Annotated in this window: 24 protein-coding genes and 2 pseudogenes; 20 read left to right on the top strand and 6 right to left on the bottom strand. The window is 40.2% G+C overall.

What is annotated here, in order from left to right:
* Nucleotides 1-19: 19 nt before the first annotated feature.
* The 7 genes and pseudogenes from ACVR1G_RS00965 to ACVR1G_RS00995 all read left to right on the top strand — a co-directional run bounded on the left by ACVR1G_RS00965 (nucleotide 20) and on the right by ACVR1G_RS00995 (nucleotide 6,737).
* On the top strand, nucleotides 20-1,033 hold the full coding sequence (locus ACVR1G_RS00965) for a glycosyltransferase family 2 protein (RefSeq protein ID WP_447451357.1): 1,014 nt from the start codon (nucleotides 20-22) through the stop codon (nucleotides 1,031-1,033).
* Nucleotides 1,030-1,962: a beta-1,6-N-acetylglucosaminyltransferase gene (locus ACVR1G_RS00970; protein WP_447451358.1), complete on the top strand. Its 933-nt coding sequence runs from the start codon at nucleotides 1,030-1,032 to the stop codon at nucleotides 1,960-1,962. Before ACVR1G_RS00965 ends, ACVR1G_RS00970 begins: the two co-directional genes overlap by 4 nt.
* A gap of 11 nt (nucleotides 1,963-1,973) precedes the next feature.
* Nucleotides 1,974-3,110 carry a glycosyltransferase gene (locus ACVR1G_RS00975; RefSeq protein WP_447451359.1) on the top strand — a complete coding sequence of 379 codons (1,137 nt, stop codon included), beginning with the start codon at nucleotides 1,974-1,976 and terminating at the stop codon, nucleotides 3,108-3,110.
* Nucleotides 3,103-4,155, top strand: a complete 1,053-nt coding sequence (locus tag ACVR1G_RS00980) for a glycosyltransferase (protein WP_447451360.1) — start codon at nucleotides 3,103-3,105, stop codon at nucleotides 4,153-4,155. Before ACVR1G_RS00975 ends, ACVR1G_RS00980 begins: the two co-directional genes overlap by 8 nt.
* A complete protein-coding gene (locus ACVR1G_RS00985; protein WP_447451361.1) occupies nucleotides 4,152-5,153 on the top strand; it encodes a stealth family protein in 1,002 nt (333 codons plus the stop codon). Before ACVR1G_RS00980 ends, ACVR1G_RS00985 begins: the two co-directional genes overlap by 4 nt.
* Before the next feature lie 171 nt (nucleotides 5,154-5,324).
* Nucleotides 5,325-5,635, top strand: a pseudogene (locus tag ACVR1G_RS00990) (acyltransferase family protein); the annotation flags it as partial.
* 133 nt (nucleotides 5,636-5,768) lie between these two features.
* On the top strand, nucleotides 5,769-6,737 hold the full coding sequence (locus tag ACVR1G_RS00995) for an Abi family protein (protein ID WP_447451362.1): 969 nt from the start codon (nucleotides 5,769-5,771) through the stop codon (nucleotides 6,735-6,737).
* Between the two features lie 482 nt (nucleotides 6,738-7,219).
* Here ACVR1G_RS00995 and ACVR1G_RS01000 read toward each other — a convergent pair whose 3' ends face one another.
* Both ACVR1G_RS01000 and ACVR1G_RS01005 read right to left on the bottom strand, forming a co-directional pair.
* Entirely contained in the window at nucleotides 7,220-7,831 is a 612-nt protein-coding gene (locus ACVR1G_RS01000) for a Fic/DOC family protein (protein ID WP_447451363.1), read from the bottom strand.
* Nucleotides 7,824-8,012, bottom strand: a complete 189-nt coding sequence (locus tag ACVR1G_RS01005; RefSeq protein WP_165213058.1) for a hypothetical protein — start codon at nucleotides 8,010-8,012, stop codon at nucleotides 7,824-7,826. Before ACVR1G_RS01005 ends, ACVR1G_RS01000 begins: the two co-directional genes overlap by 8 nt.
* Nucleotides 8,013-8,116: 104 nt before the next feature.
* Between ACVR1G_RS01005 and ACVR1G_RS01010 the strand changes: the two genes are divergently transcribed.
* The gene (locus ACVR1G_RS01010) at nucleotides 8,117-8,995 is read left to right on the top strand and encodes a Fic family protein (RefSeq protein ID WP_447451364.1); all 879 of its coding nucleotides are present in this window, start codon (nucleotides 8,117-8,119) and stop codon (nucleotides 8,993-8,995) included.
* Nucleotides 8,996-9,313: 318 nt separating this feature from the next.
* Here the strand turns inward: ACVR1G_RS01010 and guaA are convergent, their stop codons facing one another.
* Nucleotides 9,314-10,867: a glutamine-hydrolyzing GMP synthase gene (gene guaA / locus ACVR1G_RS01015; RefSeq protein WP_447451365.1), complete on the bottom strand. Its 1,554-nt coding sequence runs from the start codon at nucleotides 10,865-10,867 to the stop codon at nucleotides 9,314-9,316.
* Between the two features lie 136 nt (nucleotides 10,868-11,003).
* Between guaA and ACVR1G_RS01020 the strand changes: the two genes are divergently transcribed.
* Nucleotides 11,004-12,551, top strand: a complete 1,548-nt coding sequence (locus tag ACVR1G_RS01020; RefSeq protein WP_447451366.1) for an HlyD family secretion protein — start codon at nucleotides 11,004-11,006, stop codon at nucleotides 12,549-12,551.
* A gap of 143 nt (nucleotides 12,552-12,694) precedes the next feature.
* Entirely contained in the window at nucleotides 12,695-13,396 is a 702-nt protein-coding gene (locus ACVR1G_RS01025) for a GntR family transcriptional regulator (RefSeq protein WP_447451367.1), read from the top strand.
* Between the two features lie 426 nt (nucleotides 13,397-13,822).
* Here ACVR1G_RS01025 and ACVR1G_RS01030 read toward each other — a convergent pair whose 3' ends face one another.
* On the bottom strand, nucleotides 13,823-14,590 hold the full coding sequence (locus tag ACVR1G_RS01030) for an alpha/beta hydrolase (RefSeq protein ID WP_447451368.1): 768 nt from the start codon (nucleotides 14,588-14,590) through the stop codon (nucleotides 13,823-13,825).
* Nucleotides 14,591-14,759: 169 nt separating this feature from the next.
* Between ACVR1G_RS01030 and ACVR1G_RS01035 the strand changes: the two genes are divergently transcribed.
* The 5 genes from ACVR1G_RS01035 to ACVR1G_RS01055 all read left to right on the top strand — a co-directional run bounded on the left by ACVR1G_RS01035 (nucleotide 14,760) and on the right by ACVR1G_RS01055 (nucleotide 20,315).
* Nucleotides 14,760-15,092: a putative DNA-binding protein gene (locus ACVR1G_RS01035; RefSeq protein ID WP_447451369.1), complete on the top strand. Its 333-nt coding sequence runs from the start codon at nucleotides 14,760-14,762 to the stop codon at nucleotides 15,090-15,092.
* Between the two features lie 152 nt (nucleotides 15,093-15,244).
* A complete protein-coding gene (ffh, locus tag ACVR1G_RS01040; RefSeq protein ID WP_447451370.1) occupies nucleotides 15,245-16,819 on the top strand; it encodes a signal recognition particle protein in 1,575 nt (524 codons plus the stop codon).
* 216 nt (nucleotides 16,820-17,035) lie between these two features.
* A complete protein-coding gene (locus ACVR1G_RS01045) occupies nucleotides 17,036-18,787 on the top strand; it encodes a putative glycosyltransferase family protein (protein WP_447451371.1) in 1,752 nt (583 codons plus the stop codon).
* Nucleotides 18,788-18,892: 105 nt separating this feature from the next.
* Nucleotides 18,893-19,591: a SatD family protein gene (locus ACVR1G_RS01050; protein WP_447451372.1), complete on the top strand. Its 699-nt coding sequence runs from the start codon at nucleotides 18,893-18,895 to the stop codon at nucleotides 19,589-19,591.
* The gene (locus tag ACVR1G_RS01055; protein WP_447451373.1) at nucleotides 19,584-20,315 is read left to right on the top strand and encodes a DUF3307 domain-containing protein; all 732 of its coding nucleotides are present in this window, start codon (nucleotides 19,584-19,586) and stop codon (nucleotides 20,313-20,315) included. Before ACVR1G_RS01050 ends, ACVR1G_RS01055 begins: the two co-directional genes overlap by 8 nt.
* Nucleotides 20,316-20,415: 100 nt before the next feature.
* Here ACVR1G_RS01055 and ACVR1G_RS01060 read toward each other — a convergent pair whose 3' ends face one another.
* The gene (locus tag ACVR1G_RS01060) at nucleotides 20,416-20,967 is read right to left on the bottom strand and encodes a TetR/AcrR family transcriptional regulator (RefSeq protein ID WP_165211072.1); all 552 of its coding nucleotides are present in this window, start codon (nucleotides 20,965-20,967) and stop codon (nucleotides 20,416-20,418) included.
* A 113-nt stretch (nucleotides 20,968-21,080) separates the two neighbouring features.
* Between ACVR1G_RS01060 and ACVR1G_RS01065 the strand changes: the two genes are divergently transcribed.
* A complete protein-coding gene (locus ACVR1G_RS01065) occupies nucleotides 21,081-21,782 on the top strand; it encodes an ABC transporter ATP-binding protein (RefSeq protein WP_004227891.1) in 702 nt (233 codons plus the stop codon).
* A 9-nt stretch (nucleotides 21,783-21,791) separates the two neighbouring features.
* Nucleotides 21,792-24,413, top strand: a complete 2,622-nt coding sequence (locus ACVR1G_RS01070) for an ABC transporter permease (RefSeq protein WP_447451374.1) — start codon at nucleotides 21,792-21,794, stop codon at nucleotides 24,411-24,413.
* Between the two features lie 138 nt (nucleotides 24,414-24,551).
* Here ACVR1G_RS01070 and ACVR1G_RS01075 read toward each other — a convergent pair.
* Nucleotides 24,552-24,839: pseudogene (locus ACVR1G_RS01075) on the bottom strand (transposase); the annotation flags it as partial.
* Between the two features lie 182 nt (nucleotides 24,840-25,021).
* On the opposite strand from ACVR1G_RS01075, the gene ACVR1G_RS01080 reads away from it, so the two are divergent.
* The 3 genes from ACVR1G_RS01080 to ACVR1G_RS01090 all read left to right on the top strand — a co-directional run bounded on the left by ACVR1G_RS01080 (nucleotide 25,022) and on the right by ACVR1G_RS01090 (nucleotide 26,700).
* Nucleotides 25,022-25,846 (top strand): HAD family hydrolase, encoded by an 825-nt coding sequence (locus tag ACVR1G_RS01080; protein WP_447451375.1) that lies wholly within the window; start codon nucleotides 25,022-25,024, stop codon nucleotides 25,844-25,846.
* Nucleotides 25,847-25,963: 117 nt separating this feature from the next.
* Nucleotides 25,964-26,113 (top strand): hypothetical protein, encoded by a 150-nt coding sequence (locus ACVR1G_RS01085; RefSeq protein ID WP_447451376.1) that lies wholly within the window; start codon nucleotides 25,964-25,966, stop codon nucleotides 26,111-26,113.
* Nucleotides 26,110-26,700: a TetR/AcrR family transcriptional regulator gene (locus tag ACVR1G_RS01090; RefSeq protein ID WP_447451377.1), complete on the top strand. Its 591-nt coding sequence runs from the start codon at nucleotides 26,110-26,112 to the stop codon at nucleotides 26,698-26,700. Before ACVR1G_RS01085 ends, ACVR1G_RS01090 begins: the two co-directional genes overlap by 4 nt.
* Nucleotides 26,701-26,746: the final 46 nt, after the last annotated feature.

Here is a 26,746-nt window from a genome sequence, read left to right on the forward strand (position 1 = left end):
TGCTAAAGAAGGGAAATAGATGTTGAATCATAATGATCCGCTAATCAGTGTTATCGTACCCGTGTATAACGTGGAGCAGTATTTGGAGCGCTGTTTAACTTCTTTGGTGAACCAGACCTATTCCAATCTTGAGATTATTATTGTCAATGATGGAACAAGGGACGGTTCAGTTGCCATTGCCGAAAAATTTGCTCAGACAGATTCACGGATTAGAATTATCCACCAAGAAAATGCCGGTCTTAGTGAAGCCAGAAATACAGGCCTCAAATATATCACAGGAAACTACGTTGCCTTTTTGGATTCTGATGACTGGTTAGAGGAAGATGCCTATGCCTGCATGCTTTCTCTGCTGGAAGAGAATAAGGCGGACATTTGTGTTGGTGCTATTAACCGAACAGCTGTTTTTAAACCTTTTTCTCAGAAAAAGGCTCTTAAGGCAGAAGTTCTGACGCAGAAAGCTTATGCCAAAAAATACTTTAAAATTGGAAGCCAAACCATTGAGTATTATGTTTGGAACAAGCTTTATAAGCGTCAGGTTGTTGAAAATATTACCTATCCTAAAGGGTTTTATGCTGAAGATGTTCCGACAACTTTTCGCTATATTTTAAAATCACAGAAGATTGTTGTGACAGATAAGGCCGTTTATCACTATTTTATCAATAATCAAGGACTAACTTCCCGTTTTTCCAAGAAGCATTTTGATGTCTTAAAGGGATGGGATATAGTGGTCAAGGAAGCTGAAAGAACTACTGATTCTGATTACATAGAATGGGCTAAATTGAACCGGCAGAGAGCAGATTTTGCCTTGCTTACCGAAATTTCTTTATCACCGAATTTTGCTTCCTTGAAAAAAGAATTTGCGGGTGAAATAGAAACCTTATCCCGGCAATTAAAGAAAAATAAAAATAATTTGCTTGATGCAAAACTGCCCCTAAGTCGAAAATTATTGATTAGACTTTACGCCAGTAATTATCCATTCTTTGCGGGCCTAATCAATCGATTGATAAAAATTAAAACGATAGTTAAAAGATGACAAAACACGCGTATTTAATCATGGCTCATGCTAATTTTAAACAATTAGCTCTTCTGGTTTCTTTATTGGATGATACCAGCAATGATATTTTTATTCATATTGATGCCAAAGCCCCTTTTACAAAAAACGATGAAAATCTAATCAAGAGTGCCTGTAAACATTCAGACCTTACGATTACAGCTCGTGAAGCGATTTACTGGGGCGGTTTTTCTCAGGTTAGAGCAGAACTTTTGCTGTTTAAAGCAGCACAGGCGCATGATCATTATGAATTTTATCATCTCTTATCGGGGGCAGACTTGCCTATTGTCAGTCAAAAGAAAATGCATCATTTTTTTAATGACCATAAAGGGCAAGTCTTTCTTAGTCGGATGACCTTAGAAGGAGATCCTGAAAATATTAATCGGCTAAAGTATTATCATTTTTTTGAGCGCTTTACCCCAAGAACCATTCCGGGAATTGTTGGAAAAGGCTTATTTAAAATCTATCGTTTTTTGGAAGTAAGCATTCAAAAAATCTTAAGGATTAATCTGCTCAAAAAATTTGATCTGATACCCATGAAGGCCAGTCAATGGGTCAGCTTGCCAGATGATGTTGTTAGGACTTTGCTAAAAAATGAAGAGTGGGTGCTTAAAACTTTTGGCAGGACTTTTATTCCTGATGAAGTTTTTTTACCAATCTTTTTAGATAAATTTGGCTTTAATGAGCGCATTTTTAATGCAGCTGTCAATCATAATACACGTGATGAATTTCAGGCGAATCTGAGGTTTGTCAATTGGTGGGATGGCAATCCTTATGTTTGGACAGGCAGTCAAGAAGATAGAAAAGAACTGCGCAGGATAAGAGATGAAGGCTACTTTTTTAGCCGAAAATTTGATTTAACCGCTTATCCTGAGTGTCGAACACTTATTAAGGAACTGCTAAATGAATAAGGAACTGGTTTATGTATAAGATACTGATGACGGGGATGTCGCCGGTCTTGGCTGGGACAGAAACCTTTATAATGAATTATTACAGGCATTTGAATCCTCAAAAAATTCAGATTGATTTTATCAAGAGAACTGAGGAGCCTATTATTTTTGAAGAAGAAATATTGGCCAGAGGTTCTAAAGTATATTATCTGCCCCGCAAAGGTAAAACAATCTCAGCTTATCAAAACTATAAAAGAGCGCTGACTTCCTTTTTTGACAAACATGCAAAAGATTATGATGCTGTCTGGTATAATGCTATGGGAATTCCTAATATTGATTTATTGGTCTATGCCCAAAAATACGGCATTAAAGAACGGATTATTCACAGTCACAGTTCCCAATGGAAGGGAAATTTTGCCCGCTTAGTCTTTCATACCATCAATAAAAAACGGATTAAAAAGATTGCGACTCGTTTTTTTGCCTGTTCAGATTTGGCAGCACGCTATATGTATTCTGGATCTGCCTTAGAAAAATCGCGTATTATTCAAAATGCTATTGAATTTAACAATTTTGCATTTTCTGCTAGTGTCAGAAAAGATTTGCGAAAAAGCCTGGGCTGGCAGCAAAATAAAATCATCGGTAATGTTGGAAGACTGGATATCCAAAAAAATCAGCCCTTTTTGATTGATATTTTTAACAAAGCCTTGGAATTAGATGATTCATTAAGGCTAGTTATTATTGGGAAAACCTCTGGAACTAACAGTACAGAAGAGCTGATAAAACAAAAAATCAAGGATTACGATATTGCGGATAAGGTACTAATGGCTGGCAGTCAGTCTGATATGAAAACTTGGCTGAGTGCTTTAGATCTTTTCGTACTGCCATCACTTTTTGAAGGATTGCCTCTTTCTGCAGTTGAGGCACAGGCCAATGGTTTGCCAGTACTGGCTAGCGACACTATTACCAAAGAGTTGAAAATTTTGGACAGTCTTAATTATCTTTCTTTGGATGAAGAGCCAGCTGTTTGGGCTCAGACCATGATAGATATGCTTAAGCTAGATCGCAGTAATACAGTTCAGATTAAGCCTCTTTTTGAAGAAAAAGGATTTGATATTAGCAGCCAAGCCAAGGATATCGAATCCTTATTGTTAGGAGAAGAAGTTGAATAAATACCAAATTGTTGAATCATACGGACATCATAAACATGCTGGCAGTAAGGCAACAAATGACTGTGTCGATATTCTGACAGGCCTAGGCTTTAAGAAATTGGCTGTTTCCAAGTCCAATGAACAGTATGATTTTATTTCTAAAGTCAAAAGACAAGTGTCCTATATTAAAGAATGGTCGGCGATTTATTCTCAAATTGAAGAAGATTCGGTTTTAGTTTTGCAGCACCCTTTCCGAAGAAACCAGAGCAATCGCTTTGCAACCTTAAAGAAACTAAAAGAGAAAAAGAATGTTAAAATCATCTCTTTGGTTCATGATGTGGAGCTGATTAGAAATATATTTTCCGATAAGTTTTACCAAAAAGAGCTGAATCAGATGCTGGCTGTGGCCTATAAAATTATTGTTCATAATGATAAAATGAAGCAGTGGTTTATTGATTACGGTGTTTCATCAGACTGCCTCATTTCTTTGGAGATTTTTGATTATCTCAATAAGGAGCAACAGGATAAAAATATCCATTTCTCAAAGCACGTTCAAATTGCTGGCAATCTAAAGGCTGATAAAAGTCCCTATGCTTATCAGCTAGAGAAACTGTCTAATCTAGACTTTGATTTGTTTGGTATTTTTTATGAACCTAAGCAAATTCCTGATAATGTTCACTATCATGGTTCTTTTCCAGCAGACGAGGTTCCTTCTCAGTTAAATTCAGGATTTGGCCTGGTTTGGGACGGGAATCAACTCGATACTTGTTCGGGGCCAACTGGGAACTACCTGAAATACAATAATCCACATAAGCTGTCACTTTATTTATCTTCAGGTATTCCTGTCATTGTTTGGAAAGAGTCGGCTGAAGCAGAATTTGTTGAAAAACACCATCTAGGCCTTGTTGTTTCTTCTCTTTACGAGCTAGAAGAAAAATTGGAACACCTTGCTGAAGAAGACTATCAGAAATATACAAAAAATGTCAAAAAAATTATGAAAAAACTGCAAGAAGGGTATTACCTTAAAAAGGCAGTCACAGAAGCATTAAAGGATGTTACACAATGAGCTTAACAGAAAAAAGCAAGATTGATCTTGTTGTTACTTATGTTGATGGAAATGATCCTGAGTGGCTCAAAGAAAAGTCACGATTTGACGGAAGCAACGAGTACCTAGAAGGAGACACTGCGCAAAGATACCGCAGCATTCCCTTCTTTAATTACTGGTTTCGGGCAGTAGAAAATTACGCTCCTTGGGTCAATAAGGTCTTTTTTGTCACTTATGGACATGTACCGGTCTGGCTGAATACGAATCATCCTAAACTGCGTATTGTTAAGCATAAAGACTATATTCCAGAGGAGTATCTTCCCACCTATAATTCCAATGTTATCGAACTGAATCTGCATAGAATTCCAGATTTAAGTGAGCAGTTTGTCTTGTTTAATGATGATATGTTTCTTAATAGGACTGTAAAGCCAGAAGATTTTTTCCTTAATGGGAAAGTCAAGGACTATGCTATCTATGCTCCCTTAGTTCCAAGGGAAGAATTCAATCATATTGAATTAAATAATACTATCGTTATCAACAAATATTTTGAGGCTAAAAATGTTTTAAAAAGACACCCTCTCAAATTTTTTAATATCCGCTATAAAAAATATATAGTGAATAATCTATTTGCTAGCTTATACAAAGGGATTTTTGGCTATAAAAACTTCCATGTCAGCCTACCGCATTTGAAATCGACCTTCAAAGAAGTTTGGAAAAAAGAAGGCGAACTGCTGGATAAAGTCTGTCACAACCGATTTAGAAATATCGATGATGTAAACCACTTTTTGATGAGCAATTGGAACATAGAAAAGAATCAATTTGAACCGCAAAAAGTTGGCTTTGGCAGCTATTATTCACTGGAAGATACAGAAGGGATAGCAGGTGAACTGCTCAATCCGCAACATTGTGTTATCTGTCTAAATGATGATGTCAATGACCTTGATTTTGATAAGAAGTGTCAATTAATTGTGGATAGCTTTGAGCGTAAATTTCCGCATAAGAGCAGCTTTGAAAATTAAGGGAAACTAATGAAAGCTAAACGCATGGAATGGATTGATTTGGGCTATCTTTCACATTCCTGTATTTTTGCTTAGTCAGGTTATTTTTAAACCTCTAGCCAAGTAAAAAGAATTTTGTCAGCATATTAAGAAAAAAGCTTTTTTAGCGGTTAAGCCATTATCCTGATTGAGAAAGGACTGGTCTTTGTTCTTAGCGTTTTTCTAGCCTTTTTGATTTATCCGCGTCTGCCTCACGACGGCTTTTTCAACTATTTTGCGGATAAGGGAAAATCCAGTCTGATCATTTATATCTTCCATTCACCGGTGCTCAGTGCCATTCGGATTATGCTTCTGCGGCTTGGAGTTCAAAGCATGCTCCTCCATGTCCTGATTGGTATTGCAGGCGGTTGGCTGATTAGCCTCTTTATCGCCTACCTCTTCAATAAGGTGAAATTTCTCAATTTCTTTTCTTTGTTGCTCCGACTAAGTATATTAGATTTTAAAAATAATTATTTTAACTTTTATATTGCAAACACGCAGTGCGTGTGTTAATATATGTATAAGATGACAAACCCCTCACTTCCTTATGGACAGATACGTCTGACGTGGGGCTTTTTTTGTTGTAAAGGAGAAAAAATGAGTGATAAACCAGTTGCACTTTCATGGAAGGAACAGTTAGACCTTTTCAAAAGTAGAGGAATGATTGTCCATAAAGGTGATATTGATAAACTAAAAAATATTAGTTATTATCGCCTAAAGGAGTTTGCTCGTCCTCTGTCCACGGTTAAAAAGTACCAAAATCATACTGAAATCAGTTATGATGGGATAGAATTCAAAGAGGTTCTTAGTCGCTATTATCAAGACAAAAATTTGAGACTTTACCTGCTACACGCTATTGAAAAAATTGAAGTGTCCGTTAAAACTAGAATATCTTATGTCTTAGGAACTCACTATGGTGCTTTTGGTTATTTAAATTTTTCTTCTTGGTCAAATAGGCAAAATTTTTCTCGGTTTGAGATTGAACGGCAACAGTATGGCATCAAGTCAAAATTATTAAAAATTGTTAAGCGAAGTCAGTCCTCTGAATTGAAAAAAGAAACTAACCTAGATAACGATGGGTTCCCATCGGTATGGCTAGGAATTGATTTATTGATGCTTGGAGATGTGGTTTCCATGCTGAAAATAATGAGTGAGAGCAACTTAAAACAGGTGACTTCCTATTATCAATGCAGTGGGGAAGAGCTTGTCTCTTGGATGAAGTGTCTGAATTTTATTCGGAATATTTGTGCTCATAATTCCAATTTGATTGATATTAAGTTGACGACGAAACCTAAAATTAGGAAAGACTGGCAGGATTATCTTTACTTTATTGAGAGTAAAAAGGGTAAATCTACTGTTAAAAAACCTTCCAATAGATTAGCCGTGGTTATTATGATAGTTGTTTATTTGGTGAAGCAAATTAATCCTAAGTACCAATGGAAGGACATCAAGGCTAGTATCCGTGGATTGTGTAAAGAAAATGAAGAACGTGCTTACTTACTTGGTTTCAATACGCTAGAATCAGCTAAAGACGTCACCTCTTTGGTAAAAAATAACTTTAGGTAGGTAGGACTTCTAAATTAAATTTTAACTAGCTATTAGGTTTTGGAGGTATCTCTTAATTGGAAAAAGTTATCCAATACCGTGGCCTAGGCCGATTAAACCAGTTTATGTGAAGTATGTTTGCTCGTTGCTTCTATTAATAAAGTGAATAGGTTCTTTATGACAAGTAGAAATAGTAGATTTGAGAATTTAGTACAAAATTTTTATAAAAGGAATAAATGGTGGCAATATTGACATCATATTCTTTACTAAGTTAGGAACAAGCCCCCGCATTTTTTCTTAGCTCATATATTCATTTATCGTCGTAACTTAATTTTATAAGAAAAGCACCCCAAAAGTTAGACACAAAATCTAACTTTTGGGGTACAGTTTATATAGCAGATGACAAAAGGATCTTTTTATAAAGGGTGCCATCAATGGAATATTATTGCGTACATTCAAGTGGAATTAATTAAACATAACAGCAGATAAGAAAGCAAACTAATTTACAATTTTTCAAGTATTTTACCAAGTAGTTCTTCTAACTTCCCTAAGTCTCCATAGACTGTTCCGTCCATATAAAGATTATAAATGTCATCATTTTGTTCAACGCGTATTTGTGCCGAATATCCTTTTGATAGTGCTAAAGAACGAATAACTTCTCGTTGAGTTCGTCCGTTACCTTCTCGAAAAGGATGGAAATAATTAAGGTTATCAAGGATTTTTGCTAATTGTATTATAGCCTCATCTTTTGAGTTAGCCGTTTGATGATAGGTATGAATAAGCTGGTTCATATAGGTTTCAGCAGTGTTAAAAGATTGTAATGGCATAAAAGGATTACCACTTTTTGAAATATTAACTCTACGATATTGCCCTGCCCAAGAATAAACATCTTGGAATAAATAGTTATGGATAGCTAAAATATCACTAATAGAATTGACCTCAATAGCCTTTAATCGCAAATCTGCGAGCCTTCTAGTAACGAATAAATGCTCGTTTCGATAGGCTTCTTCAATATTTGTAATGTTTTGTTTGTTGATTAAGACTGTAGAATTTGGATAGGTGTATTGATTATGAGGGTCGATGTACTCATAGCCTTCGTATTGATTTTTAACCAAGGTTCAATTCCTTTCGCCTGTTGATAACATAAGCTTTTAAATCAATCACATCTTGAACAGTCGGTTCATAATTTTCAATCATTGATGAACCGATGGCATACCAGACGGTATCAAAATCTGTAAAGTTATCAAAAGGAATCCCTAAAATTGTTAATTCTTCCTTATTTACATCAAGGGTCATAGCACACCTCCTTGTATAACAGTGTCTCTATTGTACCATAAAATAAGTATGTTCACATGAAGAGATAAGAACTGAAAGATAGATTGGGTTAAATTAAATGTAGGTTGTGTGTCCAAGGGAAAATTGAAGGAGCCTACCGCGATGGAAAAATTTGGAGAATACCAGCGGATGCAGCACAGCCAAGTGATGGTCGTTATAAAAAGGCTTCTAGTTTACTATCAGTGATTGAAGAGAAAAAGTCACTCTTAGCAACAAGGAGGCCTTTGACTAGTGGTGAGCTAGATCGGCTAAATGAGGAATTTCTTGTAGAGTACACCTATAATTCTAATGCGATTGAAGGAAATACCTTGACCCTTCGGGAAACTGATATGGTGCTAAGAGGGTTGACCATTGATCAGAAACCTTTGAAGGATCACCTTGAGGCTATTGGTCACAAGGAAGCCTTTCAATTTGTGCAAAGACTGCTCTCAGAAAACCATCCCTTAACGGAGCAAGTCATTAAAGATATTCATTACCTTGTTCTGTCAGATAAAAAGGAAGATAGAGGTGTCTATAGAAAAGTTCCTGTTAGAATCATGGGAGCTGCTAATGAACCCGCTTCGCCTTATATGATATGTCCTAAGATGGAGCAGCTTCTGCAAGATTATCAAAAGGATCAAAGCGCAATCATTACCAAGTTAGCCAAATTTCATATCGATTTTGAAAGTATCCATCCCTTTATTGATGGAAACGGTCGAACAGGCCGGCTTTTGGTTAATCTTGAATTGATGAAAGCAGGATTACCACCGATTGATATTAAATTTACAGATCGTCTATCCTATTATAAAGCCTTTGATGACTTTCATGCCAAAGGCCAAGTGTCTACGATGGAAGATTTGTTTGCTAAGTATGTTAATGAATGTCTGGATGAGTATCAATGTTGGCAGAGTAAAAAGGAGGAAAACAAACCATTTATTGGGATAAGAATTTTCAATAAGGAATGATGTAGGAATTGGCGGGCAACGCATAATGTTCTAGCTGAGTTAAGTATATCAGTTGGTTGTTTGATTTTACTCCGTTATAACTTTCTAAATATGAATATTGTAGTAGCGATTTCATTCGCTATTTGGCTGATGTTGCCAAACTAAAAGGATTGAAACCTGTGTAATACAAGATTCAATCCTTAGCATAAATTTATAATTCAACTTTTTGGGGCCGCACATTATTTTCTGGTGGGGAACCAAAGTAATTTAGTTCCGCTTTCACATTTTACAACATTTAGAAATGCTGTTAAACCAACCATTTCACTTTAATTTAGTCACCTATTCCCACTCCACAGTTGCAGGTGGTTTGCTGGTGATATCATAGACGATGCGGTTGACGTGATCGACTTCGTTGACGATGCGCCTTGAGATTTTTTGTAAGACCTCCCAAGGCAGTTGGGCGAAATCTGCTGTCATGCCATCGATAGAAGTAATAGCGCGGATGGCAATTGTGTAATCGTAGGTACGGCCGTCTCCCATAACACCAACCGAGCGCACACCGGTATTGACAGTGAAATACTGCCAAACATCGCGTTCCAAGCCGGCTTGGGCAATTTCTTCACGTAGGATGGCATCGGATTCACGGACGGTTTCGAGCTTCTCAGGGGTAATATCTCCCATGATGCGGATAGCTAGACCTGGACCAGGAAATGGCTGGCGCCAGACGATTTCATCAGGCATTCCCAGAGCTGTCCCCAGAGCTCGGACTTCATCCTTGAAAAGGGTATTGAGGGGTTCAATTAGTTCAAACTGTAGATCTTCAGGCAGGCCGCCAACATTGTGGTGTGACTTGATGGTTTGGGCTGTCTCAGTACCAGATTCGATAATATCGGTATAGAGTGTCCCCTGGGCTAAAAAGTCTACCCCTTTGAGTTTGCTGGCTTCGTCATCAAAGACGTAGACAAACTCGTTGCCGATGATTTTGCGTTTCCTTTCAGGGTCATCAACACCGGCCAGCAAGTCTAAGAAGCGCTTGGAGGCGTCCACACGGATGATGTTAAGTCCGAATTTGCCGCCCAGCATGTTCATGACCTGATCGCCTTCTCCCTTGCGCAGAAGACCGTGATCGACAAAGATGCAGGTTAGTTGGTCGCCAATTGCCTTTTGCAGCAGCACGCCGACGACTGATGAATCAACTCCGCCCGAGAGTCCCAGTAAAACCTTGCGCTCGCCAACGGTCTCACGGATCTTAGCAATTTCCATTTCAATAAAGTTATTCATTGACCAATCTGCCTTAGCACCACAGATAGTCACAGCAAAATTACGCAGGATATCATTGCCATAGACTGAGTGCCGAACTTCTGGGTGGAACTGGATACCATAAATCTTGCGCTCTGGATTTTCGATGGCAGCATAAGGGCAGTCGGCAGATTCTCCGATAAGCTGGAAGCCAGCCGGGATTTCAGTCACAGCATCGCCATGACTCATCAGGACGACCTGTTCCTTTGGCGTGTCGGCAAATAGGGCTGATTGTTGCTGCAGCTGGAGTGTCGACTGGCCATACTCGCTGTTGCCGGTCTGGTCGGCAGGGACAACCTTGCCGCCCAAACGGTCGGTCAGAAGCTGCATGCCATAACAAATACCTAGAATCGGAATACCAAGCTCAAAGATCTCTTCATCTATACCAAAGGAATCATCGGCATAAACCGAGTTAGGTCCGCCGGATAGGACGATTCCGATAGGATTGAGCTCCTTGACTTCGGCTGCAGTAATTTTATGGCTTTTAAGTTCTGAAAAGACCCCGAATTCGCGGATACGGCGGGCGATCAGCTGGTTATACTGGCTGCCGTAATCCAAGACGATGATCTTTTCAAGGTTGGTAAATTCAGTCATCTTAACCCTTTCTAGTTTGTCAGTTTGCCTGACAGAATGATTACGTCTATTGTAGCACACTTTATGCCCGAGCGCAGTAGAAATTTCGGGTGAATCCCCCTATTCTCGCTAGGCAAACTATGTTATAATGAACTCTATGCGAGAAAAAATTCCCCCTACTCATAAAGAAAGAGAAAGTCATACCAGTCCCTTACTGAGGGAAAATCGACAAAGACAGCGAGGCAAAGGCCTGTTTCGGGTGCAGGAACTGATTGTGTTAGGAGTATTGGTCGTTGCCGCTATCATTCTTTTGGCGGTTACTGACAGTTTTAAGGTTCTCAAGAAAGATGTTCTTAATGTTGCCAGCAATATCCAGATTGGCTCGGAAAATTTGAAACCTAAGTACGCTGAAAATAATACTGTGCAGATTACTGCTGAGGCACAAACTTCCATCGGTGGTAAAAATTTAGAAAGGTACCGCCAGTGGATCGGCAAGATTGATTCTGAGAATCAAGTTGATACCAAGGACGGGGATTCCGTCATGACTTACACGATCAAGTTTGAGAATGGTGATAAGGTCAGAGGTGTCACTGAAACAGATATTACGGAAGCGCCTGATGCTAAATTCGGCAAGGATGCTACGATTCAGATTAGTCATACCGCTGAGACTGATTTAGATGGTTACGATTTAAGCAGCTATCAGGGAGACGCAGCAGAAGTGACGAATATCAGTTATAATTATTCATCTGGTGGCGGTTATAAGTACGATGTTAAACTGGATGACGGTACAGATATTTCTAATATCGCCGAAGCCAGTGTCAACGATATTTACCATGTTCCTTTAAAGCAAGAGAATTCTGCTGCAGACAATAATCAGGTCTTAAAAGATGCCTTTAATTATGCCAAGGATAATCCTGGAACCATTCTAGGCCTTCCCAGCGGAGATTTCACCATTGGGACACAGACTCCGGAAACAGACTATATTACCTTAGCTTCGGATACGCAGATTCGCGGCGATCGCACCAAACTCATTGTCGATGGTGCCCAGTATTGGTTTGGATTTGCGACGGGAACCGGTGCAACAGATGGTGTACAAAATTTTACCATGAGAGATATCACTGTCGAAGCCAAGGATTTAGAAAAAGGAAACCAGTTCATGATTATGGTTAATCATGGCAGCAACTGGACTATCGAAAACAATACTTTTACTATGGTTCATAAAATAGGAAGTCACGTCTTTGACCTTGGTGGTTTGCAAAATTCAAGTTTTGAAGGCAATACCTTTGAAGGTTACGCACCTGAGCTGACTGATAAAACTGATTTATCGGAAGTCAGCAAAGACCATGATATTTACGCTGAAGCCATCCAGTTCGATACATCGGATAGCAAAGGGGAGTGGGATGGCAATTTCTTAAAAAATATTGACTCTAACTATGGCAATTACAATCAAACAAAAGCTATGACCAGTAATATCAGTGTGACCAATAATTCGTTCATTCCTTATAAGGATAAGTCGGGCAAAATTATTGCCTACGGCGCTAGTATTGGTCAGCACTCTGGAGATGTCAGCAATATTACGGTATCTGGCAACACGCTTACCGATACTTTGACCAGCCGTTTCCACCAAGATGATAACTGGATGTTTAAGCCTATTCATTTTACACCTGGATCGTCTATTTCTGTCTATAGCAACACAACTGACTAACTAGAAGTTGTCTTATGTGTGCTAAAGACAATAAATGTTTCAGCAGAAGCGCTTCACGCTATTTTTCTCAAATTGCGAAAAAAGCCAGTAGCCTTCTGCTTTTTTATGCTACAATACTGGTATAGACTAATCAGGAGGATGCCATGCTACCAGCTTATATTCGGATTCATGATGCTATAAAAAACGAGATTGATCGAGGTGTTTGGAAAATCGGCAGCCGCCTGCCCAGCGAGCGCGACCTATCTGATCAATTTGAGGTCAGCCGTATGACTTTACGGCAGGCGATTACTCTCTTGGTAGACGAAGGAATATTGGAGCGCCGAGTTGGTAGCGGTACCTATGTCGCTAGTCAGCGAGTTCAGGAAAAAATGCGGGGAACAACCAGCTTTACCGAAATTATTAAATCTCAAGGAAAAGACCCCTCCAGCAAACTGATCTCGTATGAGCGTACCTATCCAAATGAGCAGGAGATCCGTCATCTTTCGGTTAGGCCAAAATCCTATATTATACGCATGGAGCGGGTTCGCTATGCAGATAATCTTCCGGTCGCTTATGAAGTAACCAGTATTCCCGAGCGATTGATTCGCCATTTTAAACAGGAAGAGGTCACTAATCACTTTTTCCAGACACTGACAGATCACGGTTATATTATCGGTAAAAGTCAGCAGATTATCTCTGCTGATGTTGCTAATGGAGACAAAGCAGATGCTCTGGAGGTTAAGCAAGGGCATGCTCTATTGACTCGGAGACAAACCTCCTACCTAGATGATGGAACCCCCTTTGAATTTGTTCGCAGTCAGTATGTAGCTGGAAGATTCGAGTTTTATTTGGAGAGCAGTAATTAACCCATTAAAAGGTAAAATAAGGTTGAGACAAGAGTTCTCAACCTTATTGATTCAATTTTATTTGCTAGGCGCAGTGGTTGGGAGAAAAACTGGTTGGCTCTGCCAATAAGTCTTTCCCCTGCACAGTTTATTAGGTACTTTAGCACCAATGAACCACTGCTGGGTGGATATCCAATTCTATAAACGTTAGTTCATCTTATTTCCAACCTCCAAAGGTCCCCCGGACCTTTGGAGCTGTGCGGAGGTGGGATAGAAATTATCCAGTGGAGTTTGGCAGTCTGGGGATAGACTGCCAAATCCTGCCACCTAAAAACAGGAAAGTGGCAGAGGGCTGAGCCTTAAAATAGGAGAGCGAGGAAAATCAAATTCTCCGAATTATTGATTTCTGTCCCAGTCTCATCATTTTAATTTCTGGCATTATCTTTTCTAGGAGCGCCAGAGAAAATCCATGAAAAGTGCCATCTGTTTGGCCCAATCAGCTTCGCTATGCCGCCCACCTTCTTGATAAAAGATATAGGTTTTTGCTCCATGCTTTTGAAATGCTGCTTCAATAGTTAGATTGGATTTAGCTGCAGGACTGTCCCAGATGGTGTACCTATCCTGCCAGCTTGAGCTTTCTTGGCTTCCCCAAGATAGATAAGCGCGTGTGTCTTCATCAATCTGGCTAGCCTTGACATCAGCCTCTATATCTCCCAAGATTGCCGAAGATAGGCAGGCTGCCTTGGAGAAAATAAGGTTATACTTAGCTAGAGCATAGATTGACATTAAACCTCCCATTGAGGAACCAGCAATAGCTGTGGCTTCGCGAAAACTATAGGTGCGATAAGTCGCGTCGATATAGGGTTTAACCTCTTGAACAATCCAGTCCATGGTCAGCTGTCCAATCCCCTTGATAGGATCGCCAAAAAAATCTGAGTTGATATCGTAGGGACTGTATTCAGACAGGCGCTCATTACCCTCGTGGCTACATTCTAAACCGACCACAATTATTTTCTTAGGCCAGTTTTGTAAAAAATCATAGAGTCCCCATGATGTACCATAGGTCGCTTGATTGTTAAAAAATAGATTTTGACCATCAAAAAAGTAGGTGACAGGGTAGCGCTCATCGCTATCTTTATAATCATCGGGTAAATAAATATGGAGCCGTCTAACCTTGTTAACGGCTGAAAAAAGCATATCGTGATAGATAATCATTGCAGAGCCTCCCATATTAGTGTTGATATTCATCAAAAAATTTGCGTTAACCGCGTTTGTTTGACCTCTATTATAAAGTAAATCAATTTCCCAAGCAAGTCGTTAGACAAGGCGGAATCTTGCGCATTTCAGCTATAAATTAGATGATTTTTTTGGTATAATGAAGCTTATGGAAATTGAAAAAACCAATCGCATGAATGCGCTTTTTGAGTTCTATGCCCCCTTATTAACGGATAAGCAGATGAACTATATTGAGCTCTATTATGCGGATGACTATAGTCTGGCTGAAATTGCTGATGAATTTGGTGTCAGCCGTCAGGCGGTTTACGATAATATCAAGCGGACTGAGAAAATCTTAGAAGACTATGAGATGAAGCTTCATATGTATTCTGACTACATTGTCCGCAGTGAAATTTTTGATGCTATTATGGAGAAGTATCCTGATGATGCATATCTGCAGGAAAATATTTCTCTCTTAACTAGTATCGATAATCGTGAATAGTTAAAAAGAAGAAAGGAAAAAGGCAGCTGCTTCTGATAGTTTTGAAAAATACTCTTCTGCTGGTAAACTCTGTTTGACGGTAAGTCGGATCGGGTAGTCCAAAATGACAAATACCGGTGTTTGAGGGCAGTTGCTTCTGATATGTATTAATTATGGCTTTTGAAAGTTTAACAGAACGCTTACAAGGCGTTTTCAAAAATATTCGCGGAAAGAAGAAGCTTTCTGAAAAAGATGTCCAAGAGGTCACTAAGGAAATTCGTTTAGCCTTGTTGGAGGCTGACGTCGCGTTACCAGTTGTTAAAGATTTTATCAAGCGTGTACGTGAGCGTGCTGTTGGTCATGAAATCATTGATACGCTGGATCCTACCCAACAGATTATCAAGATCGTTAATGAAGAACTAACGGAGATTTTGGGGTCGGAGACAGCTGAGATTGAGAGAGCCCCCAAAATCCCAACTATTATCATGATGATCGGTCTTCAGGGGGCTGGTAAAACAACCTTTGCCGGCAAACTGGCCAACAAACTCATCAAAGAAGACAATGCTCGTCCTTTGATGATCGCAGCTGATATTTACCGTCCAGCGGCTATCGACCAGCTCAAGACCTTGGGACAGCAAATCAACGTGCCAGTTTTTGATATGGGAATCGATGTTCCTGCGACTGAAATCGTAAAAAATGGTCTAGCTCAGGCTCGGGAAAATCATAACGACTATGTCTTGATCGACACGGCTGGTCGTCTGCAGATTGATGAGACCCTGATGCAGGAACTGCGGGATGTCAAAGACTTGGCCCAGCCCAATGAAATTCTCTTGGTTGTTGATTCTATGATTGGTCAAGAAGCAGCCAACGTTGCCCGTGAGTTCAACCAGAAACTGGATATTACAGGTGTCGTCCTCACCAAGATTGATGGGGATACACGCGGTGGTGCAGCCTTGTCTGTTCGCCAAATTACTGGCCGTCCGATTAAATTTACCGGTACTGGTGAAAAGATTACTGACATCGAAACCTTCCACCCAGATCGGATGTCTAGCCGTATTTTGGGCATGGGAGACCTACTGACACTGATTGAAAAGGCCAGTCAGGAATACGATGAACAACGTTCAGCAGAGATTGCTGAAAAAATGCGTGAAAACACCTTTGATTTCAATGATTTCATCGAGCAGCTAGATCAAGTGCAAAGCATGGGACCGATGGAAGATCTTCTGAAAATGCTTCCAGGTATGGCTGGAAATCCTGCTCTTAGCAATCTAAAGGTTGATGAGCGTGATATTGCTCGCAAGCGTGCGATTGTTTCATCGATGACACCAGAAGAACGTGAGAATCCCGACTTACTCAATCCTAGTCGCCGTCGCCGAATCGCAGCAGGATCTGGAAATAGTTTTGTTGATGTCAATAAATTTATCAAGGACTTTAATCAGGCCAAGTCTATGATGCAGGGAGTCATGAGTGGTGATATGAATAAAGCCATGAAACAGATGGGCTTAGATCCTAATCAATTGCCGAAAAATGGCTCTGGTATGGATATGTCAGCCCTCGAGGGAATGATGGGACAAGGTGGTATGCCCGATATGTCTGCCTTAGCCGGTGCTAATGGTATGCCTGATATGAGCCAAATGCTCGGTGGCGGCTTGAAAGGGAAAATCGGTCAGTTCGCTGTTAATCAAGCCATGAAACGTCAGGCCAATAAACTTAAGAAAGCCAAGAAAAAGCGCGGCAAGAAGAAGTAGTAGCTGGAAGTACGTTTACGCACTGCGTCTTGCTAGAAAAACTACAAAAAATAAAAGAGGCTGAGACTATTGTCTCAGCCTCATAACAGGAAAATAATGACGAGTAATATAATACAACAACCCCAGCCAAATAATCACAGCCCTAGTCCAAGACAAGGGGATAATGTTTTAGATATTCTAAGGAAATTATGGATTATCTTAAAAGGGATCTGTCGGATGTCGATCAAGTATCTTAAATATCGGGCTCCTGATCCGCTAAAAGTGTTTTTAGCAGCGCTATTAGTCAGTTTGATTTATATCATTCCCCTGTTGATGAGCAACGGTGCCTTGTACGGTGACGATCTGCACTTTCATCTTAATCGGGTTCTCAGCCTAGCCAGTATCCATGAAAGCCCGGTTAATTTCAAGTCTTTTTACAAGATCGGACAAGGGGTTAATTTTTTCTACCCTTATCTAACCTATTATCCCTATTATTTGCTTTATAAATTGACCGGTAGTCTCTATAACGGTTGGATTCTGTATAGTTATGCCTTGACAGTAGTGACCTATTTGATTGCCTATTATTCAAGTAAAGGAATCACTCATAATCGTTTTAACTCACACCTTTTTGCGATATTTTATGTGTTTTCAGCCTATCGCCTTGGCAATATTGTGATCCGCTTTGCGACTGGTGAGGTCATCGCGATGAGTTTTCTGCCTTTAGTTTTTTATGGGCTTTATAATATCCTTAGAGGCAATTATCATAGGTGGTATCCTCTGACTTTTGGTATGGCGCTGCTGATTTACAGTCATATTTTAACAGCTTTTATGGCCTCAGTCGTCGTTGGTCTGATCTTTATTACAGCAATTGCTTTTCAGCAAAATAGGCTTCAGCGCTGTTGGAATTTCTTTATTGCCGTAATGGCTAGTCTAGCTTTGAGTGCTTTTCAGTTTTTTACCATGCTGGAGCAGTTTCGATACAGTCGTATTGATAATCCCGGAGGGATATCGCTGAACGACTCTACCAGAACACTCAGTGATATTTTTCGCTTTAGTCTTAATAATGCCATCAAGGAGCTAGTGCCTGGAATTCTTGTCATTGTCTGTCTCGCTTTGATTTTATTTCAATTTCGAAAATTAAGAATTGAAGACTATTACCTTATCGGCTGGATTGTTCTATTTATCTTTCTGGAGAGCAAGGCAGTAAAATGGCCTGATAGTCCTAACAGCAGTGTCAGCGTTATCCAGTTTGCTTGGCGGGTTAATAGTTTTCTCACACTATTTGCTACCTTCTTAGCCTCTAAGTCTTTTCTTCTTAAAAAGCCACCAATGGGTAGGCGACGATTTTTCTATTCTGCGATTGTGATTGTAGCAGTCTTAGTTACCTTATCTGCTGTCAACATCAGCAGCTCGACAGCGATATTCAAAACTCTGTCCAGTCATAAGCCGATCGTTTTTAGCGAACTATCTCATCGCAATACTCAAAAGAAAGTTCTCAATTCTATAGCACTCAGGGATTATGCAAATAGGTCGACCAAAGAAAAAAATGAAGTAGCTGATACTGGCAAAAAGCTGGGGCATCAGGTTATAGTTAAAGACAGTGATATCCTTTTAGAATCCCAATTTCGTTTCAGAGATAGCTATGCGACAGGAGATATTACGAACAATACAGGCAGTGAACAGCAAATCGAACTCCCTTTTTATCGCTATAAGGGACAGGTCGTCACTGTTGATGGTCAAGAAGTGCCGACGACCCTCAGTAAAGCTGGTGCTACGACTATTCATTTTCCTGAGGGCACGCATAAAGTCAAGATAACCTACCACTATACCCAGTTGGCTCGTGTTTCCTGGGCTGCTTCATTAATCAGTTGTCTGTCCATCCTTCTCTACGCTCTTGTCTACGGACTAGCTGATAGAGGGGTTCTTATCTTCCGTAAAGGCGGCTTGGTCATTTATCACCCTAGGTGGAGCTCAGCTGCTACTAAGTGATAAAGATGGATTGATAAAGGAAATTGGGAAAATATAGAAATGTCTGTTTTTATGGACATTTTTATTTTTGTCTGTTATACTAGACAAAAATAAAAGGAGAAGACCATGACCTACCTTGCTCTTATTGGCGATATTATCAATTCTAAAGGACTCAAAGACCGCGCCCGGGTGCAGGAGGAGCTGCTGAATTTGATGCAGGTCATTAATAAGGACTATGCTTCTGTAATCGTCTCACCCTTTACAGTGACAACGGGTGATGAATTTCAGGCTTTGTTACGACCTAGTGATAATATTTTCCAGCTTATTGATAGCATACAGATGGAGCTGTTTCCTACTCAGATTCGTTTTGGATTAGGATTAGGAGAGATGCTGACTCCGATTAATGAGAAACAAAGTATCGGTTCGGATGGGCCAGCCTTTTGGCGGGCCCGTGAAGCCATCAATCACGTTCACGATAAGACCGATTATGGGGTTGCCCGTATCGCTCTGTCCTGTGAGGATCAGTTACTTCAAGAAAGCGTTAATAGTCTGCTATCCTCTGGAGATTTTATCAAGTCGAAGTGGACAGCAAACCAGCAAGCGGTCTTAAGAGCCTTGTTGAAACAGCAGATTTATCAAGAACAATTTGAGCATCAAATCATTGCTGATGCTTTAGGGATCAAGCCCAGCGGCTTTAGTAAACGCCTGAAAGCGAGCGGATTAAAACATTATTTACGAAATCGCAAAACCGCAGCACATTTGATCATTGCAGAAAGCAAAAGCGATCATCAACAACAGAGTCGCAAGGAGGAGAACCATGCTTGAATCTTTGACTTTCTCGGATTACCTCATAAAGAATCCTTTGCTAACCTTGACCTTATTGGCTCATTTCCTAGCAGATTTTCAGTGGCAAAGTCAGAGGATGGCCGATCAGAAATCTTACAGCATCCAAGCCTTAGCGCAGCATCTTATTATTGTTGCTATACCTCTCTTGCTCTGTTTTATTTTGGATCCACAAGCAGGAGACTATTTTTTGCTGGTCTGGCTGAGCCATGTTATCATTGATAGTGCTAAATTTTATTTCCTACCGAACATGCGCAAACCATCTTGGCAGCAAGCTGTTTTTGTCGGTGATCAGATTTTGCACTATCTGGCTATCTTTTTGATCTACCTCTGGCTCAAGCCAGCGGCAACCTTACTTATCAGTCAAAACAGTGAACTGATTCGTTTAGGACTATTTTTAACCTTGATTACTAAGCCGATCAACATTGTGTTTAAACTCTTTTTCAGCAAGTACCAGGTTCCTGAAAGAGCGGATGAACAAACTGTAGCTGGAGCTGGCGCTCTTATTGGGCTGTTGGAGCGCCTGATTATGGGGATTTTTATTATTCTAGGGCAATTTGCAGCCGTAGGTCTGGTATTTACGGCTAAGTCTATTGCTCGCTACGATAAAATCTCTAAAAGCCAAGCTTTTGCAGAATATTACCTGATTGGATCCCTATTCAGCATCATCAGTGTTTTGCTAGTCTATGGTATCTTATTAGTGTGATAGTTTAGTTAATGCATTTCAATTCCATATAAAAAGACTAGCGTATCTTTATTTCAATTGGTATCTCTAAAAAAGCAGTTCACTTCAATGTGAGCTGTTTTTAAATAGGTTCATCTACAAATAGTACTTTTACGATGATATCAGCCATATCAGCTGTACTTTTGTCGGCTCCTTGATTGATCCAATAGGTAATGAGGCTTTCACTACTGGCTAGGTAAACTTCTAAGGCATAGTCTTCCGGAATATCGTAATGCTGGGCGATAGTCTTTTTCCAGTTAGGGTAGCTGATAATGAGCTGAAAGACAAAATCTTTGATGATTTGGGAGAAATTAACATAAGAAGTTTTTGCAATCACAGAGACAAAATCAAAATCCCTAACAAGATAGTCAAGTACCTCTTTTATCACAGGCCTAGGGTCCTCATCTAAATCTTCCTGCAGTAAGATATTAAAAAGCTGAGTCAGCATTTCCTCTTTCATCTGATTGACCATATCATATTTATCCAAGTAATGAAGATAGAAAGTTCCGCGATTAATTCCCGCTGTCTTGGTCAAGTCCGAGATAGTAATCGTTTCAAAATCCTTTTCCGATAGTAGGCGGATTAGAGCCTTCTTGAGATAGTTTTTGGTTTCAGTCTGTCGTTTTTGAGCCATATGCTTTCCTTAAATCAACACTTTGTTTATTTTTGTTCTTGTTAAATCAACAGGCTGATTATATAATATTTCCTGTTATAAATCAACAATGTGTCCAATTAAGGAGGAAAGAGATGGCTTATATCGAAGTTAAACATTCTACTAAGCGTTATCATATGGGGGATACCACTATCTCAGCTAATGATGATGTCAATTTCGAGATTGAAAAAGGAGAGTTAGTGATTATTTTGGGATCATCAGGGGCAGGGAAATCAACCCTGCTCAATATTCTGGGAGGAATGGATACCAATGATGAAGGGCAGGTCATTATTGATGGCACAGATATTGCTCAGCTCAATTCGCACCAGCGGACCAATTACCGCCGCGATGATGTGGGCTTTGTTTTTCAATTTTACAATCTGGTAGCCAATCTGACGGCCAAGGAAAATGTCGAATTAGCCTCAGAAATTGTCAAAGATGCCATGGATCCTGTAACGATTCTAAAAGAAGTCGGACTTGAGAAACGGATCAACAATTTTCCAGCGCAACTGTCTGGCGGGGAGCAGCAGCGTGTTTCCATTGCACGCGCCGTAGCTAAAAAACCAAAGATTCTGCTATGTGATGAACCGACCGGTGCCCTTGATTATCAAACTGGTAAACAGGTTCTGCAAATCCTGCAGGACATGTCTCGCCAACAAGGCGCAACGGTCATCATCGTAACCCATAATTCAGCTTTAGCGCCTATTGCAGACCGTGTGATTCATATGCGGGATGCTAGCGTAAAATCTATCAAAACTAATGATCATCCGCAAGATATTGCAAGCCTGGAATACTAGGAGGGAGCTATGTCTAAAAAAATCTATTGGAAAGATATGCGCAAGGCTATTACAGGATCCAAGGGACGTTTTATTTCGATTGTTCTGCTCTTGATGCTGGGTTCCTTTGCCTTGGTCGGTCTCAAGTCGACCACACCCGATATGCAAACAACGGCCAGTGACTACTTATCCAAGTATCACACGATGGACCTGAGCATTATGGCCGATTATGGACTGAGCAAGAACGACCAAAAGGAACTGTCTGCTATCAAAGAGGCAAAAGTAGAGTACGGCTATCTGGATGATGTCACGATCAGACATCGTTCTGATGCTGTCCGTATTTTCTCCTATGATAATACTGTTAATGACATCTCTCGCTATGAACTTGAATCAGGAAAATTTCCTAAAAAAGCTAAAGAAATTGCCCTATCCAAGGCTTACCGTAAGGATTATAAAATTGGCGATCACATTACTTTTAAAAGGGGCAATAAAACTTCATTAAAATATGATACCTACACGATCACGGGCTTTGTCAATTCAACAGAAATCCTCTCTAAGACAAGCTTGGGCAGCTCAACAGCTGGTGATGGTAGTCTATCAGGGTATGCTGTTACTTTACCAGAAGCCTTCGACAGTGATGTCTATAGTATCGCTCGCATTCGCTATGATGATCTGGCTGGACTTAATCCTTTTAAAAACACCTATAAGAAAAGACTAGCCGACCATCAAAAAGACCTAAATGACTTGCTAAAGGATAATGGTGCCAAGCGTTTGGCTGACCTCAAAACCGATGCTCAGGAAAAAATTGATAAGAAGCAAGTTCAGGTAGATAAGGTCAAGGAGCAATTAGCACAAGCAGGTGCTCAAGCTCAATTACCACCTCAGCAAGCAGCAGAGATCAGCAAGCAAATAAGTCAGGCGCAAGCAAAGATTGCTGCCGCCCAAAAAGAAAAGAACCAGTTAACAGAACCAGCCTACACCAGCTATACACGCGCTACGCTTCCGGGTGGCGATGGCTATACCTCTTTTTCGGCAACAGCTACCAGTATCGCCATTGTAGCTAATCTTTTCCCTATTGTTCTCTACCTAGTTGCTGCCATGGTCACCTTTACGACTATGACGCGCTTTGTCGATGAGGAACGACAAAATTCAGGACTCTTCAAGGCCCTTGGTTACTCCAATCGAGATATCATCCGTAAATTTGTGGTTTATGGCGCTACAGCTGGTATCGTCGGAACAATCCTAGGAGTGATAGCAGGTACCTATTATCTCCCTGTCAATATCGGTAATATCGCTATGAGCGATCTGACCCTAAATAAGATGAAATTGTCTCCTCATGCTTCTTACATTCTCTTAGCATTTGGCCTAGCCATTCTCTCCAGTATTCTACCAGCTTTCTGGGTGGCCTATCGTGAACTGCGCGATAAACCAGCCCAGCTCTTGCTGCCCAAACCGCCAGCAGCAGGTTCTAAAATTTTCTTAGAGCGGTTAACTTTTCTTTGGAATCGTCTCAGCTTCACCCACAAGGTAACCGCACGCAATATCTTTCGTTATAAACAGCGCATGCTGATGACCATCTTTGGGGTGGCTGGCTCAGTTGCTTTATTATTTGCTGGATTGGGCATCCAGTCGTCCATTTCCGGAGTTGCCGACAAGCAGTTTGGACAGATTTTCTCCTATGACATGATTGCCGTTCGCAACAAACAAGCCTCATCGCAGGAGAAAGCAGCTGTCAAAAAAGCCATTGCTTCCAAAGACTTCGGTAAAAACTTGGACATCTACTATGAAAAGAGCGAGCAGAGCATAAAAAATGTTACGGAAGAGCGGACGGTGACAAGCTTGGTAACATCAGGTAAAGATTTTTCTGGTATGATTAATCTATCTTCATCCAAAGGACAAAGACTCAAACTCTCAGACGATGGGGTTATTCTATCTGAAAAACTCGCCCAACTCTATCAAGTAAAGGTCGGCGATCACTTTGACTATATTGATAAGGATGGCCATAAGGTCTCCTTGAAAGTATCTGGCATTGCTCAGATCTATACTGGTCATTTTATCTTCATGACCCAGAATTATTACCAAAAGGCCTTTAAAACTGATCTCTCAACCAACGCCTATCTCCTACAGACCAAAGATCATTCAGACAGCAAGATTAAAAACCTTTCGACGGATTTGCTGGACTTAAAAGGAGTAGAAGCTGCCTCACAGAATATTGCCATGGTCAATTCTCTGAAAAAGATAGTGGACTCTCTCAACAGCGTCATGCTGATTTTGATTATCGTCTCAATTTTACTGGCCCTCGTGATTCTTTATAATCTCACCACTATCAATGTTGCCGAACGTATTCGTGAACTCTCAACTATCAAGGTGCTTGGATTTCACAGCAAAGAAGTCACCATGTATATCTACCGCGAAACCATCACCCTATCGCTAATTGGTATTTTGGTAGGCCTTGCCAGTGGTTTTGGACTCCACAGGCTTTTGATCAGTCGGATGGGCGGAGATGATTTCAACTTTAGTTACTCGTTAACCTGGTCGGTTTATCTCATTCCAGTGGTAGCCATTATCGTGATTCTAAGTGCATTAGGCTGGCTGGTCAATCACAGACTAAAGAAGGTTGATATGCTGGAAGCCCTCAAAAGCGTTGACTGATAAAATAAAAATATTACCAGAACAATTCCTGAAAAATCTCTGCATAGGCAGGGATTTTTTGGCTCTTTGTCAACTGTAGTGGGCGGCATATAGCTAAACACGAGAGGAGACGAAATTCGTCCTCTCTTTTTGGCTCTTTTAAATTTTTAGGAGACAAGCTAAAACGGTCTCTTCCCAGACCGTTTTACTGTTCAAAGCGAGGTAAACACGTTTTTTAAATTATCAAAGTTCTTCTAGCCAAAAGTATTCCGTTTGATATCTTTTATGAATTTATTGGTTGTTTCTAGTTTTGCGTTAGAATAAGGCCGTTCCATGAATGGCATTAGTGATATAGTTTTTATAGCGAATAAAAGTGCTCAAAGTCGTTTTGAAGGTGTGGTTGAGATAAGGAAGTGCGTCTTGAATTACCCCAAAGAATGGCTCAGTCTTGTTAGGGAACTTGAGATAATTCATCACGGCTGCCATACTCATTGCCAAAATGTTTACCTGTCTGATTAACCATGATGAAATTTGCCGAAGGGTTGATCATTTTAACTTTGCATCTCGACTTATTTTTGATGGTGTGATTATGCTATAATGAAATCAAAAATCAGTCAAGGAGAAAACTTATGTATCAATTAATCGCCTTTGATATGGATGGAACACTTTTAACCAGTCAAAAAAAGATCGCAGCGAGCAGTACTGCGGCTATAGAACGGGCATGTGCATCCGACTGCAAAGTTGTCCTTTCAACAGGTAGATCCTTGTCAGAACTGAATCTCTATCAAAAGAACTTGAAAGGTATCCGCTATGGCATTCTGGCTAATGACTCACTTATCTATGATTTTGAGCTGCAGAAAGTTCTTGCCAAGCAGAATTTGCCTGCTCAAGCAGTAGATAATATCCGAGAAATGGCGAAACCCAAAAATTTGATGGTTGTAGGAGTGATTGATGGTCAAGGCTATCTTCAACGGTCTCACCTAGAAAACATTGCTAGCTACCACATGTCAATCTATACAGAGCTTTATCAAAAAACAGCAATCTTGGTAGACGATATTTACAGTCTGATGGCCCGAGAGCGAGCAAATTTTAGCAAGATCAATATTTATCATTTAACGGCAGAGCATCGAGATCAGTCTTATGATAATTTGCTTTCCCAAGACTCTATTGCCATGATTAAGGCAGAAAAAAGTGGCCTTGAGCTGATGGCAGCAGGTGTGGGAAAAGGGGACGCTTTAGTTCGTTTGACTCAGCTGCTTGAGATACCTCTGTCACAGACTATTGCTGTCGGTGATGATGATAATGACGAGGGCATGATTCGTGAAGCAGGATTAGGAATTGCTATGGGAAATGCCAATCCCTCAATTAAAAGCCTAGCTGATATTATTGTTAATGACAATGACAGCGGCGGCTGCGCTCAAGCGATCGATGATTACCTGCTGAAAAAGTCATGACTAAAAGGTTTATAGTATTATTTGGTCTTGAATTTACAATATAAGTGTGCACAATAAAAAACCATAAGATTTTCTAATAAAATAAGGTTGAACAAACATCTGACGAAAGGAAATCTTATGAGCTATCATCATTTTACCATAGACGAGCGCGAAAAGATTCCTATTTATAGCAGGATATATTTAGATTTGACAGAAATACAAGGGTTATGTTATGCTGTATTTGAGGAATCGACCATCGGTCGGTCGGTGACGAAGGAGGAAGAATGAGAATTGTCAAAGGGTACGATGAGCGCCGGGGTGAGATTCTTGCAGCTGCTACCCAGCTCTTTCAAGAAAAAGGATTTGAAAAGGCAAGTGTCAACGATATTTTGAAGGTCGTTGGGATTGCCAAGGGGACATTTTATTACTATTTTAAATCTAAGGAGGAAGTACTGGAAGCTGTTGTAGATGAAGCGACTGCCGTTCTGAAATCAAGAGTAGCAGCTGTTATCAATATGCCAAACAAGGATCCAATGGACAAGCTGGTAGAGGCTTTCCAAAGTATGAATATTACAGATATCTATGGCGGAAAGCTGCTGGAAGATATGCACAAACCCAAAAATGCTCTCCTCCATCAGAAATCCTTACAAGCTATCCTGCACGAAGTGACGCCTCTGCTAACAGGTATTATTGAAGAAGGGGTGCAAGCTGGCCAATTTGACTGTCCCTATCCTAAACAACTGGTGCAAATCGTACTTGCTGCTGTAGCAACCCTTTTTGATGACGGAATTTTTCAGCTGGATAAGAAGGAGCAGCAGCAATTGCTTGAGGCTTTTCAATTCTTCCTCTTCAAGCAACTTGGTATTGCGAATTGAACCATTCACTAAGATAAAATTGCCCTTGTTGCAATTTTATTTTTGA

The organism is Streptococcus dentasini (assembly GCF_053206945.1).

Excerpts from the sequence above, each read along its gene's own strand:
- ACVR1G_RS00965 (WP_447451357.1), top strand. The coding sequence starts at position 20 with ATGTTGAATCATAATGATCCGCTAATCAGTGTTATCGTACCCGTGTAT.
- ACVR1G_RS00970 (WP_447451358.1), top strand. The coding sequence starts at position 1,030 with ATGACAAAACACGCGTATTTAATCATGGCTCATGCTAATTTTAAACAA.
- ACVR1G_RS00975 (WP_447451359.1), top strand. The coding sequence starts at position 1,974 with ATGTATAAGATACTGATGACGGGGATGTCGCCGGTCTTGGCTGGGACA.
- ACVR1G_RS00985 (WP_447451361.1), top strand. The coding sequence starts at position 4,152 with ATGAGCTTAACAGAAAAAAGCAAGATTGATCTTGTTGTTACTTATGTT.
- ACVR1G_RS00995 (WP_447451362.1), top strand. The coding sequence starts at position 5,769 with ATGAGTGATAAACCAGTTGCACTTTCATGGAAGGAACAGTTAGACCTT.
- ACVR1G_RS01005 (WP_165213058.1), bottom strand. The coding sequence starts at position 8,012 with ATGACCCTTGATGTAAATAAGGAAGAATTAACAATTTTAGGGATTCCT.
- guaA (WP_447451365.1), bottom strand. The coding sequence starts at position 10,867 with ATGACTGAATTTACCAACCTTGAAAAGATCATCGTCTTGGATTACGGC.
- ACVR1G_RS01020 (WP_447451366.1), top strand. The coding sequence starts at position 11,004 with ATGCGAGAAAAAATTCCCCCTACTCATAAAGAAAGAGAAAGTCATACC.
- ACVR1G_RS01025 (WP_447451367.1), top strand. The coding sequence starts at position 12,695 with ATGCTACCAGCTTATATTCGGATTCATGATGCTATAAAAAACGAGATT.
- ACVR1G_RS01030 (WP_447451368.1), bottom strand. The coding sequence starts at position 14,590 with ATGATTATCTATCACGATATGCTTTTTTCAGCCGTTAACAAGGTTAGA.
- ACVR1G_RS01035 (WP_447451369.1), top strand. The coding sequence starts at position 14,760 with ATGGAAATTGAAAAAACCAATCGCATGAATGCGCTTTTTGAGTTCTAT.
- ffh (WP_447451370.1), top strand. The coding sequence starts at position 15,245 with ATGGCTTTTGAAAGTTTAACAGAACGCTTACAAGGCGTTTTCAAAAAT.
- ACVR1G_RS01045 (WP_447451371.1), top strand. The coding sequence starts at position 17,036 with ATGTCGATCAAGTATCTTAAATATCGGGCTCCTGATCCGCTAAAAGTG.
- ACVR1G_RS01050 (WP_447451372.1), top strand. The coding sequence starts at position 18,893 with ATGACCTACCTTGCTCTTATTGGCGATATTATCAATTCTAAAGGACTC.
- ACVR1G_RS01055 (WP_447451373.1), top strand. The coding sequence starts at position 19,584 with ATGCTTGAATCTTTGACTTTCTCGGATTACCTCATAAAGAATCCTTTG.
- ACVR1G_RS01060 (WP_165211072.1), bottom strand. The coding sequence starts at position 20,967 with ATGGCTCAAAAACGACAGACTGAAACCAAAAACTATCTCAAGAAGGCT.
- ACVR1G_RS01065 (WP_004227891.1), top strand. The coding sequence starts at position 21,081 with ATGGCTTATATCGAAGTTAAACATTCTACTAAGCGTTATCATATGGGG.
- ACVR1G_RS01070 (WP_447451374.1), top strand. The coding sequence starts at position 21,792 with ATGTCTAAAAAAATCTATTGGAAAGATATGCGCAAGGCTATTACAGGA.
- ACVR1G_RS01080 (WP_447451375.1), top strand. The coding sequence starts at position 25,022 with ATGTATCAATTAATCGCCTTTGATATGGATGGAACACTTTTAACCAGT.
- ACVR1G_RS01085 (WP_447451376.1), top strand. The coding sequence starts at position 25,964 with ATGAGCTATCATCATTTTACCATAGACGAGCGCGAAAAGATTCCTATT.
- ACVR1G_RS01090 (WP_447451377.1), top strand. The coding sequence starts at position 26,110 with ATGAGAATTGTCAAAGGGTACGATGAGCGCCGGGGTGAGATTCTTGCA.